Origin of the sequence: Bacteroides sp. OF03-11BH, from assembly GCF_003604005.1 — a bacterium.
GTDB lineage: Bacteria > Bacteroidota > Bacteroidia > Bacteroidales > Bacteroidaceae > Bacteroides > Bacteroides ovatus.
On the sequence record NZ_QTMW01000082.1, the window covers coordinates 1 to 9,619 of the forward strand.

Annotated in this window: 9 protein-coding genes; 2 read left to right on the forward strand and 7 right to left on the reverse strand. The window is 55.0% G+C overall.

The window, feature by feature from the left end; all coding sequences use genetic code 11:
* The 6 genes from DXA54_RS27020 to DXA54_RS27045 all read right to left on the reverse strand — a co-directional run.
* On the reverse strand, positions 1 to 3,180 hold a 3,180-nt coding region (locus DXA54_RS27020), incomplete at its 3' end, for an N-6 DNA methylase (protein ID WP_036895053.1).
* Positions 3,170 to 3,757 (reverse strand): DUF1896 domain-containing protein, encoded by a 588-nt coding sequence (locus tag DXA54_RS27025; protein ID WP_004291461.1) that lies wholly within the window; start codon positions 3,755 to 3,757, stop codon positions 3,170 to 3,172. The genes DXA54_RS27020 and DXA54_RS27025, both read right to left, overlap by 11 nt.
* Positions 3,758 to 3,784: 27 nt before the next feature.
* Positions 3,785 to 5,872 (reverse strand): type IA DNA topoisomerase, encoded by a 2,088-nt coding sequence (topB, locus tag DXA54_RS27030; protein ID WP_004291456.1) that lies wholly within the window; start codon positions 5,870 to 5,872, stop codon positions 3,785 to 3,787.
* Between the two features lie 60 nt (positions 5,873 to 5,932).
* Positions 5,933 to 7,504 carry a DUF3945 domain-containing protein gene (locus DXA54_RS27035; RefSeq protein WP_004291455.1) on the reverse strand — a complete coding sequence of 524 codons (1,572 nt, stop codon included), beginning with the start codon at positions 7,502 to 7,504 and terminating at the stop codon, positions 5,933 to 5,935.
* 20 nt (positions 7,505 to 7,524) lie between these two features.
* The gene (locus tag DXA54_RS27040) at positions 7,525 to 7,875 is read right to left on the reverse strand and encodes a helix-turn-helix domain-containing protein (protein ID WP_004291454.1); all 351 of its coding nucleotides are present in this window, start codon (positions 7,873 to 7,875) and stop codon (positions 7,525 to 7,527) included.
* A gap of 3 nt (positions 7,876 to 7,878) precedes the next feature.
* Positions 7,879 to 8,241 carry a helix-turn-helix domain-containing protein gene (locus tag DXA54_RS27045; protein ID WP_004304264.1) on the reverse strand — a complete coding sequence of 121 codons (363 nt, stop codon included), beginning with the start codon at positions 8,239 to 8,241 and terminating at the stop codon, positions 7,879 to 7,881.
* A 201-nt stretch (positions 8,242 to 8,442) separates the two neighbouring features.
* Between DXA54_RS27045 and DXA54_RS27055 the strand changes: the two genes are divergently transcribed.
* Positions 8,443 to 8,742 carry a helix-turn-helix domain-containing protein gene (locus DXA54_RS27055; protein WP_004291426.1) on the forward strand — a complete coding sequence of 100 codons (300 nt, stop codon included), beginning with the start codon at positions 8,443 to 8,445 and terminating at the stop codon, positions 8,740 to 8,742.
* 31 nt (positions 8,743 to 8,773) lie between these two features.
* Positions 8,774 to 9,079, forward strand: coding sequence for a helix-turn-helix domain-containing protein (locus tag DXA54_RS27060; RefSeq protein ID WP_004291424.1), 306 nt, complete (start codon positions 8,774 to 8,776; stop codon positions 9,077 to 9,079).
* Between the two features lie 77 nt (positions 9,080 to 9,156).
* On the opposite strand, the gene DXA54_RS27065 is transcribed toward DXA54_RS27060, so the two are convergent.
* Positions 9,157 to 9,519, reverse strand: coding sequence for a hypothetical protein (locus tag DXA54_RS27065; RefSeq protein WP_004291423.1), 363 nt, complete (start codon positions 9,517 to 9,519; stop codon positions 9,157 to 9,159).
* Between the last annotated feature and the right edge of the window lie 100 nt (positions 9,520 to 9,619).

Below are 9,619 nucleotides of genomic sequence, written 5' to 3' on the forward strand. Positions count from 1 at the left end.
CACCTCGTGGTCGCAAATTCCGCCGCCGTTCTGTTTCAACATCCAGACGCAATCCATCTGTGAGGGATAGACGCTCTTGATACCCCGGCTTGCCAGCCCTTTCAGGTTGAGGTCGGGAAAGGTCTGATGGGAGCCGTCGTAGCGCGGGCGCACGAAACAGTTGAACTTGCGGTTATACATCGTCACAAGCCGCTCCTTGAACTGCGGCGACTGCTCTTCGAGCCATTCGGAGAAGCCGTTTCGTATCTCGTCAATCTTGGCGTTGGCGAGTTGTATTCCCTCGCTGTCGCGCATCTTGATGTCGTTGCCATGCTCGTCCTTGCCGATGGACTTCATCATGTCAGGGCAGGTGTTGTGCAGGGCGTGTTTTAGGAGGTGCATACCGTCATAGTTCCGGTAATACCCCTTCACCAGAAACTCGTCCGTGATTTTCATGGTGCGGTAGCCGCACACCACCGAAAACTCGTCCATGCTTGCGGAATAGGCGATTTTCACCTCCGTGTCGAACAGCCGGCTCATGTAGGCGGCATAGACACCCGTCGGAATCCAGCGTTCCCCGAAATTGAAGTCCAGATCCTCGAAGGCGATGCGCTGCGGCTCGGCATCTTTCAGAGCCTCCAACGCCTGCTTCACCTCCGGCATACGCTCATTTTCGGGATTGTCACCCATCCATGCCTCTATGCGTTCCGCTTTCTCTATGACATTTCCGGCGATGAAACGGTCTTTGATTTCGTAACCGGTCACGAGCGGATTGTAGTAGATGCGCCCTTGCAGGGCAGTGAGCAAATCCTCCGCCGTGCTGTCGGTTATCTCCCGCATATAGTCGAGATTGACCGTACCATATTTGTTGAGCGACGCAGACAGGGCTTCTTCGGGAGAGCCTACGTTGGCATGGCTCTCCACCGCGAAGGAAACAGGATGCTCGAAGATGTCCGCCTTGACGAACTTTCCGTTTTCCATCCGTTCCAGCGAAAGGATGTCGCGCCCGCCCGCATCCATCATCACTAACTTCACGTTCTGCTTGGCGTTGAGGTTGCCGTAGCGCATGACAAACTCATCGTAACAGGTATTCAGATGCTCTCGCCACGGAACATTTGCCTCGCGCCGGAGCGATTCATAACGGTACAGACGCTCGTAGGCGTCACGCAGCGACACATACAACAACGCCTTTTCCTTCTGGTATCCTTTCAGGTCGAGCGGCTGGAATGTCGCCCCGTATGGCGTGATGTCTTTCAGGTAGCCGATGTTATGACGCCCCCGGTCAGCCACCAGCGACCCTTCGCGCAGGTGCATCTCCGGCGTGCGGTGGTAGGCACGCGGAGAAAGGTCCACGACTTCCTCCTTCGGCTTTTCCGCTTCGATGTCGGGGAAAAGGAAAGTCCCCACCGCTTCCGATGGGGTATCTGTAACGGCAGGTGCGGCGACTGCCTCCGGCTGTGTTTCCTCCTGTCGTGGCTGCTCACGGGAAGTTTCCGGCACGGCTTTCACTTCCGTCTTTTCCGCCACTTGTTTCTCGTTATGCTGCCTTGCCAGTTCCCGAAGTTCTTTCCTACGCTCCGGCGTCAAACCCATCATCATTTCATAGAAACCGTTGATGGGAGGATTGGTATCCCAGTCCAGTGTGGCATAGATGTCGTCCGGGTCGGCAGGCTTGGCGGTGTTCTCCGCTTTCACCTCCTTATTCTCCATTGCGGGTTTTGCAGTTGGAGCTGTCGGTGTAACCGTGACTTTCGGTTTGGGCGGAGTGGACTTTGCCGTAACTGCCTTTTTCACCGTCTTTTTCTTTTTGGAGGTTTTCGGTTGGCTGACCTCTTCCGTCATCCCCCAGAGGTCAAGCAGGGTGAGCTGCACGCCTGCGGAATATTGCGGGCGCGGTTCTATCTCCGGCTTTTCATCTGCGGGTTGCGGCTTTTCTGTCGGAGTTTCCACCGTCTGCGCCGAGGATACTGTTTCCAATTTTATGGCAGGACGCTCTACTTTATTTTGAACGGCAACTTTTTCTTCCGTTCCTGCCTGCCGGATTGAACCCGAATACAAGCGCATGGCAAGCCTGTAATGGAAATCCTCGTCGAGCATACGGCGCAAATCCCCGGCGATGCCTGCTGCCTTGCCCTCGTGCAGATAAACCATAGCGGGCTTCCCGTAGGGGTCTGTGTCAAGTTTCGCCATCGTATGCACGATGCGTTCCGGGTGGTGGATGAAATAGGCGTTGTCGGTCAGGGCGGTTTTCGTGTCCGTCTGTATCACGGTCATCAGCCGCTCGTCCTGCGACATTTCCTTCTTGCTGAGGTTCTTTTGCAGGACAATCAGGTCACTGCCCACCTCCGTGCCCGCGTTGTCCGTGAACAGGTTGTTGGGCAGGCGTATCGCGGATACCAGATTGGCCTGACTGAACAGCTCGTTACGCACGGAGGTCTTGGTGCTATTCAATACCCCTTGCGAGGTGATGAACGCCACGATACCGCCGTCACGCACGGCATCCAGTCCTTTGAGAAAGAAATAGTTGTGGATGGTTTTCTGGGCGGAGCGTCTGCCGAAAGAGTCGCTCCGCTGAAACTCCGCGTCGAACACGGCAATGTCACCGAACGGAATGTTGGACACCGCCAAGTCGAAATAATTGTTGAACGGTCTTTCGATTTTCTCAAAACCGCAGGTGCGCATTTTCTGGTCGGGATAGAGATGCCTCAAGATTGTACCCGTGAGCAGATCCTTCTCGAAAGCCATCACATCCGCATTGGGGCTGTGCCGCAGCATGGAATCCACGAACACGCCGACACCTGCCGACGGTTCGAGCATACGGGCGGGGCGGACGCTGTAATCTGCCAGCACGTCCGCGATGGTGTCGGTTATCTCTTTGGGGGTGTAGAAAGCGGTCAGCACGGACGCTTTCAGCGAATCCACAAACCGCTTGTACTCTGTTTCGTCCTTGCTGTTCTCACGGATAAGCCTGTGCAGCTCCACCGTCGGGGCGAACAGTTCGAGGTCGGATTTCGCCCACCGGACGGCATCCGTCAGTTCCTTTGCAGGGTTGAGGATACATTTCAGACCGCCGAAACCGCAGTACCTTTGAAGTATGGCACGCTCTTCGGTTGTCGCTGTCCTATTTTCCCTGTCAAGGATGAATGCCGTCCGTATCGCCTCGATGTTGTCCCGCAGTTTCTGTTTGCGGTTAAACGCCATATTCGTCTAAGTAAAGGACGGTTGCTCCCGTCAGCTCCGTGTAGAGCAGGTCGTAATCGGAAGACAGGGCGAAATTGTCATCCGAGAGGTCATAGACGGAGAACACGTTGCCGACAAGCGGCAGCAGTTTCAGGACAAAGGCTTCACGCTTCTCTTCCGGCACTTCATCGGCAAACTCGTTTTCCACGACTTCGCGGAGGATGGCGTAACGGGAATAATGCAGCCCGCGCAGCAGCGTGTCCATCGCCAGTTCCTGCGCACCATCGGCGGGATAGCCTTCAAGCCGTGCCCTCTCATACGTTTCGGCGGCACGGTCGGCCCGTTCCCGTATGAAAGCGGTGTCGTCAGCCTGTTCAAACTTGTTCGTGCGGAGATAGTCCAGCAGGTACAGACCGTAATAGGAAAAGTCGGTCTGACCCTCGTTTTTCTTCTTGTTGTTCATTACTTTGGATTTAGCGGATTGATAATTAACGGGATAATCGGTTGGAAAAAGGAAGAAAAAGGCACTCGGTATCCCTCCGAGTGCCACCACTAAATCCAAAGTATGAGTGTAATCCGGTATCGAAGAACAATTCATTACTCTGAACAAGTGGCAAAGTTAATACTATTTCTTCCGTCCTGAAAATTTCTTGTCCTTTTTAGCCTCCGGGAACACAAAAGTCGTGTTATATTCCCCGTCAAAGGCGACAACAGCATCGAAACTCTTGCCCTGTTTGCTCTTGAACCCTTTGAGCAGCTTGGTATGCCCTTCGGTGAGCAGGTCTTTGATTTCATCGTCGGACAGGGTGCGTCCCGCTTTCAGCCGGAACACGGGCAGTCCGCACTCCGTGTTGTCGCAGCGTACCACCTTGCCGTAGAACCGCATCCTGCCCGTGCCACACTTGGGACACGCGCAGCCGGAGTCACGGCTGCCGAAGAGCTTGTCGCACGAGATCAGTTCGGAGGTTATCTCACGTGTGTACGCCTCTATCTCCTTGCGGAAGGTGTCGTCGGACAGTTCCCCGCGCTCGATACGCGCCAGCTCCTTTTCCCATTCGCCCGTCATGGCAACATCGGCGATGCGCATCGTCTTGACGACGGAATTGAGGGCAAGTCCTTTTTCGGTGGGAACAAGCGACTTCTTGCAGCGTTCCATGTAACCGCGCTTGAAAAGCGTTTCGATGATGGAGGCGCGTGTGGCGGGAGTACCGATGCCACAGTCCTTCATCGCCTGCCGCAGTGCGTCGTCCTCAATTTCCTTGCCCGCCGTTTCCATTGCCGAGAGCAGGGTGGCTTCGGTATGCAGCGGCTTGGGTTTGGTCTTTCCTTCGGTAATGGACGAGCCTTTCGGTGTCAGCGTGTCGCCTTCCTGCCAGCCGGGGATGGTAATTTCCTCTTTTTCCTCGCCATAGACGGCACGCCATCCGGTTTGCTTCACGACGCTGCCTTTTACGGTAAACTCCACTCCGGCACATTCCGCCGTGACAGTGGTCACATCCTTGACGCATTTCTCAGAGAATGCCTCGACCATGCGCCCGGCAATCATCTGATAGATGGTATTGTCCTCTTTGGAGAGGAAGAGCGGTTTCTCACCCGTGACGAGCAGGGCATGGTGGTCTGTCACCTTGCCGTCGTCCACGCTGCGGCGTGTCGGGGCGGCTTTTGCCCGCACCTTGTCTTTCCATTCGGGCTGTGTGCCGATGAAAGCGAGCAGTTTGGGAATTTCGGCAAACACGTCTTCGGGGATGTAGCGGCTTCCCGTTCTCGGATAGGTTATCAACTTCTTTTCGTAGAGTTTCTGCGCGATTTCAAGCGTCTGTTCCGCCGTGAAGCCGTGCTTGGCGTTGGCTTCTTTCTGGAGCGTGGTCAGGTCGTAGAGCAAGGGAGTTTCCTCCGTCTTCTCCTTGCGCTCGGCTTTCGTGACAGTGGCGCAACCTGCCGCCTTTACCTTATTATATAGTTCCATCGCCGGTTCTTTCTCTTTCCATTTCTCGGAGGATGAGAATTTCACGACTTCGCCGTCGCAACCGTCCGTTGCGATATGGAGCTGCCAGAATGCTTCGGACGTAAAGCGGCGGTTCTCCCAGTAGCGTTCACATACCATAGCCAACGTTGGTGTCTGCACCCGCCCCACGGAATACGTGCCGTGTCCGGCGGCGATGGATAACGCCTGTGTGCCGTTGATGCCCACGAGCCAGTCGGATTCGCTCCGCGCTTTGGCGGCGAGGTAGAGGTTGTCGTATTTGCTGCCGTCTTCGAGTTTCCGCAGTCCCTCGCGGATAGCTTTGTCGGTGAGAGAGCTGATCCACAGGCGCACGAAAGGAGTGGTGCAACCCGTATAGTGGTAGAGGTAGCGGAAGATAAGCTCTCCCTCGCGTCCGGCATCGGTCGCCACGATGATATGTTCGCTTGTGTCGAACAGTCTTTTGATGACTTTTATCTGCGACACCACGCCGCTGTCGGGCTTGTAACCTTTCTCCGTCCTGACCTGACGGGGGACGAGCGTGAATGTGTCGGGAATAATCGGGAGGTTGTCACGGACAAATCCGCGCACGCCGTAGCCGTCGGGCATGGCAAGCTGAACGAGGTGTCCGAATGCCCATGTCACGGCATAACCGCCTCCCTCGAAATATCCTTCCTCTCTCTTTGTCGCGCCCACGATGCGGGCGATTTCACGTGCCACGGAGGGCTTTTCTGCAATGATTGTCTTCATGTCTTCTTCTTTTTTGTTGATACTTTGGATTTTATTTTGGATTCAGTGGCGGACACGGGATTACATTTTCATGCCCTTGCCCGTTTTCTTCTGCGGCTTCTCCTGCTGCTGTTGCTGGCGGGCGTCCTTCGGGTTGGTCTGACCTTTCTGCAACGGCTCTCTCAGATTCTTTGTAGCCTCGTTGGTCTTGCCATCGTTGTTCACCGCCACCTGCGTGCGGCTCTCGTTGGACGGAGCAACCTGCTGTGCATTGTCAGGGTTCGTGTCGTAGCGGTACGGGCGTCCCTTCTCCGGGTTGAACTTGATATACATCGTGGCATGGAAGCCCTGCTTGTCGGTCACGTTCTCCAGCTTCACGGCTTTACCCGCCACATAGTCGGCTTTCTGCTGGTCGGTGAAGCTCACGCCGCTCCATTTGCTGATGGGGCGGATGCTGCCGTCCTCGTTCGTCCACGTGTTGCGGCGTTGCTCCTTCTTGGTCTGTGCGGCATTTTCCCCGCCCTGCGCCTGACTTTTCGATGTGTCGCCTTTGGTTTCCTGTGTCTGTGCGGTACGGGGCGACTTGCCGGTTCCCGGCACGAACTCCACGCCGCGCTGCTCCACGTTCACTTGCAGGGTGGTGACGAACTTTCTGCCGTCGTTGCGCTCGATGAGCTTGTCGCGTACGGGCAGTCCGGCGCGGAGCATGTCCCGCTCCTGCGTGGTGATTTCCGTCTTGCCGATGCGCTCCGGGATGCGCACCCTGCTTGCCGGAATGTCCGTGATTTCATTCGTCTTGCGGTCGATGCTGATGTAGGAGGGGATGATCTCGCCCGTTTCCCTGTCCACAATGTCCACGACCCTACCGAGATTGCCCGTTTCGCGGAGGTTCTTCCGGTCATTGTCGGAGAATTTGTGTTCCTTGTACTCATCCAGCTTCTGCTCCTTGCGGATGAAGTGCGGCACGAGGCTGATGTTTCCCTCACCGTCCTTCTTGAAGGAGAGGCGGGCGTCCAGCTCGAATGATTCGCCGCCGAAGGTCGGTTTGACCTTTACCAAGTCGGACTTGCCATAGTTGAGCATCTTCGTAAGGTCGCCGGACTTTTCAAGGTTGTCCCGCTTTACGCCCCATCTGTCCTCCAGCTCCTGCCAGTTGATTTTACTCTCGTCGATGGGCTGGTAGCCACGTTTGCCCTGCATCTGTTCGGATTTGTCCTGTTGCTGTTCTTTCCGTTGTTCCATGTTCTCCTGTTTTTGAGGTTCTTGTTTCTCTGTCTGTTGTGCTGCCATCTCTTCCTGCACCTTCTTCTCATAGTCGGAGGTGTCCACCTTGTGAGGGGCGAGCAGCTCCTTGTTCGCTTCGGGGTCTTTCAGCAGTTGCTTCATCACCTCTAAGAGATTTTCAGCTTGGTCTGCCGCAATGCGGTAGAAACCGAAGCGGCTGGGTTCCTTGCACTGCCGGAAGAAGTTCTTGAAGAAGTTGTCCAGCACGTCGCCATGTCGGTCGAATTGCAGGAAACTCTGCGCGTTCTCCGCTTTTGCGGGGGTGCGCTTGGGTGTGCCGTCCGCGTTCAGCCCGGCTACCACGCTGATCTCGCCTGTCTTCTCGTCACGGACTACCAGCACGTCCTTTTCGTCTTTTTTCTTTGCCATCTGAAAAATGTTTTAATGGGTTATTTATGAAAGAAATTATGGATACGAGCCTTGTAGAAGGCTATATCTTCCTTTTTGAAGTCCTTGATATGGTTGGAAAGGAATGTCAGCACGTCCTCCTCGCTGTAATAGGTCTTCTTGCCCAGCGTCTTGTAGGGCAATGCGCCTACGCTGCGGTAGCGTTGGAGGGTGCGTTTGCTTATCTGGAGCAACATGCACAAATCCTGATTGTCGAAAAGGCGGATGCTTTCCGTGATAGTGGGCTGTTTCCCCTCAGCCTTCATCGCCAGCAGCAGTTCGTCCTGACGGTCGAGCCGTTCCATCAGCTTCTGCATCCAGCCCTCGAAGTTGTTTCGTGTGAGCAGTTCCATGACCTATGTCCTCCTTCCTTTTGGTTTGCCGCCCGTGCGCAGCGTGTGGTTGTGGAACAGGGTGTCTATTGTCCCTTCCTCGTTCCTTACTGTGTTGTCCTCCAATAGCCGCAGTATCTCGGAAAGGCGGTAGCGGCAGCTTCCGCGTACCACCACATACTCGATACGGTGGTCGGTGCGCATACGCTGCATGGTGCGCTTGCTCACGTTGAGCATCTTCGCCGCCTGTGCCGTGTCAAGCAGCTTGTCTTCGGTTTCCCGCTTCCGTTTCTTCTCGTCCCTTGCCTCGCGGATGTACCCTGCGATGTTCGCAATCTGCGCCATCATCTCCTTGTAGGCGGAACTTTCCATTGTTATCACTTTCATGTTCAGTCCTTTCTTTTTGTTTCTGCGACAAAATTCGGCAATAAACAAAAGGGGCTTTAACAACTCACTACGTGACTCACGTAAGATTTTTGCGGAAGATGGCTCCGTAACCCGGTCAAACGGCGCAACAGGCAGCCTTTCAGCGGAAAACGATACGTCTTGTATGCCGTTTCGTTACCTTTGCGGCAAACTCTAAATGACATGAATATGGAAATAGTATCTATCGAGAAAAAGACTTTCGAGATGATGGTGGCGGCATTCGGCGCACTCTCGGAGAAGGTCGCCGCCCTGAGGCGCAAAAGCGACACGGGGCGCATGGAAAGATGGCTCACGGGCGAGGAGGTCTGCGGGCAGTTGAGAATAAGCCCGCGCACGTTGCAGACGCTGCGTGACAGGCGGCTTATCGGCTACTCGCAGATAAACCGCAGGTTCTATTACAAGCCAGAGGAGGTGAAGCGGCTGATACCGCTTGTCGGCACGCTCTATCCGCACGGCAGATGATTTGATTTATTCACCCACTGAATCCGAAGTTATGATGAACGAGAACAACGATGTTTTTACGATGGAAGACGAGCCGATAGCCTCTGTGGTGCAGGATATGCGCAAAGGCTCGAAATGGCTGTCCGCATTTCTGGAAAGCTACCGTCCTCCGCTGGACGGGGAACGTTACCTGACGGACGGCGAGGTGTCGGAACTGCTCCGTGTGAGCCGGCGCACCTTGCAGGAATACCGCAACAACCGCGTGTTGCCCTTCATACTTTTGGGAGGGAAGGTGCTTTACCCGGAAACGGGGCTGCGCGGGGTACTGGAAGCGAACTACCGCAAGCCGCTGGAGTGAGGCGGTTTCATGAAAAAGTAAACGGGTGACACCTTTTGTGGTGCTACCCGTTTACTTGTCTTATGGGGTATGTGCAATCAGCAATACCCGGCTTTTCCGTTCTGTATGAACATCACGTATGTCTGCCGTTTCTCTTGTGAGAGTGCCTTTCCCACCAGCCATGTGCGGAACAGGTGGGTGTTGTAGGTATTCACCCTGAAAGCGACCGGGATGATGATTTCAAGGGCGTACACGTCCGCGTGCAGCCCGTTTTCAAGCTGCATGTAGCGGCACACCTCGTAGTCGTTCAGCACGTCCGACTTGCGGACGGCTCTGATGGCGGCGTTCACTGCCGGGACGGTCGTATGGAACAATCCGGCTATTTCGGTGGCGGTCATCCACACGTCGTTACCGGTTACGCTGACTGCCTTGTCCTCGATGATGATTGTGTCACGTTTCATGGCTTTTCTTTTTAGATGGTGCAACCTGCAAATTCCTCGACGCCGTTCAATCTTGCGGCAAGGTTCTCCATGTCCTGATTGAGCTTCTCTTTGGTTATCT

Bases quoted from the DNA above. Each gene is read 5' to 3' on its own strand.
- DXA54_RS27025 (WP_004291461.1), bottom strand. From the start codon at position 3,757: ATGAATTGTTCTTCGATACCGGATTACACTCATACTTTGGATTTAGTG.
- topB (WP_004291456.1), bottom strand. From the start codon at position 5,872: ATGAAGACAATCATTGCAGAAAAGCCCTCCGTGGCACGTGAAATCGCC.
- DXA54_RS27035 (WP_004291455.1), bottom strand. From the start codon at position 7,504: ATGGCAAAGAAAAAAGACGAAAAGGACGTGCTGGTAGTCCGTGACGAG.
- DXA54_RS27040 (WP_004291454.1), bottom strand. From the start codon at position 7,875: ATGGAACTGCTCACACGAAACAACTTCGAGGGCTGGATGCAGAAGCTG.
- DXA54_RS27045 (WP_004304264.1), bottom strand. From the start codon at position 8,241: ATGAAAGTGATAACAATGGAAAGTTCCGCCTACAAGGAGATGATGGCG.
- DXA54_RS27055 (WP_004291426.1), top strand. From the start codon at position 8,443: ATGAATATGGAAATAGTATCTATCGAGAAAAAGACTTTCGAGATGATG.
- DXA54_RS27060 (WP_004291424.1), top strand. From the start codon at position 8,774: ATGATGAACGAGAACAACGATGTTTTTACGATGGAAGACGAGCCGATA.
- DXA54_RS27065 (WP_004291423.1), bottom strand. From the start codon at position 9,519: ATGAAACGTGACACAATCATCATCGAGGACAAGGCAGTCAGCGTAACC.